The 752-nt window shown below is 58.5% G+C and carries 1 protein-coding gene; it reads left to right on the top strand.

The genetic code is table 11. From position 1 onward, the window contains the following. Positions 1–152: 152 nt before the first annotated feature. Positions 153–611, top strand: a complete 459-nt coding sequence (tnpA, locus tag DW003_RS09840; RefSeq protein ID WP_055287554.1) for an IS200/IS605 family transposase — start codon at positions 153–155, stop codon at positions 609–611. Positions 612–752 lie beyond the last annotated feature (141 nt).

Raw genomic sequence — 752 nt, forward strand, 5'->3', positions numbered from 1 at the left:
TTTTTCAAGACTTTAGTCTGCTGGCCGCGCAGCGGCCAGCTTTAAACCACCCGCTACGCGGGTGGAGACAAACGGCTTTACAAAGCCACCCCTCCGACCGATATTGACGATTGTTCAGGCCGTCAAGAATTCGAGTCGAAGGGGTGGTCGCCATGGCCCAGAAGGCCTACAGCCTTTCCCACACGAAGTGGATGTGCAAGTACCACATCGTGTTCACGCCGAAGTATAGGCGCAAAGTGATCTACAACCAAATCAGGAGCGACATAGGGGAGATCCTCAGGAAGCTGTGCGAGTACAAGGGGATCGAGATAATCGAGGGGCACCTGATGCCCGACCACGTGCACGTGCTGCTGGCGATCCCGCCGAAGTACAGCGTCGCGAGCGTCATGGGCTACCTGAAGGGGAAGAGCTCGCTGATGATATTCGACAGGCACGCCAACCTCAAGTACAAGTTCGGCAACAGGAAGTTCTGGGCGGAGGGCTACTACGTGTCCACCGTCGGCCTGAACGAGGCGACGATCGCCAAGTACATCAGGGAGCAGGAGTCCCACGACATCGCGCTGGACAAGCTGAGCGTGAAGGAGTACGAGGACCCCTTCAAGAGGGGGTGATGCCGCCGGTTCGACCGGCGCGCCACGGGTCAAGATGCACTAGGCCTGGACGAAGTCCGGGCCCGCGCCTTTAGACGCGAGCCCGGGGCCCGTGGGTTATACCCTAAGAGCAAACCACCCTTTTTAAGGGTGGTTCTGATT

The organism is Collinsella sp. AF36-3AT (assembly GCF_003475205.1).
GTDB classification, from domain to species: domain Bacteria; phylum Actinomycetota; class Coriobacteriia; order Coriobacteriales; family Coriobacteriaceae; genus Collinsella; species Collinsella aerofaciens_AF.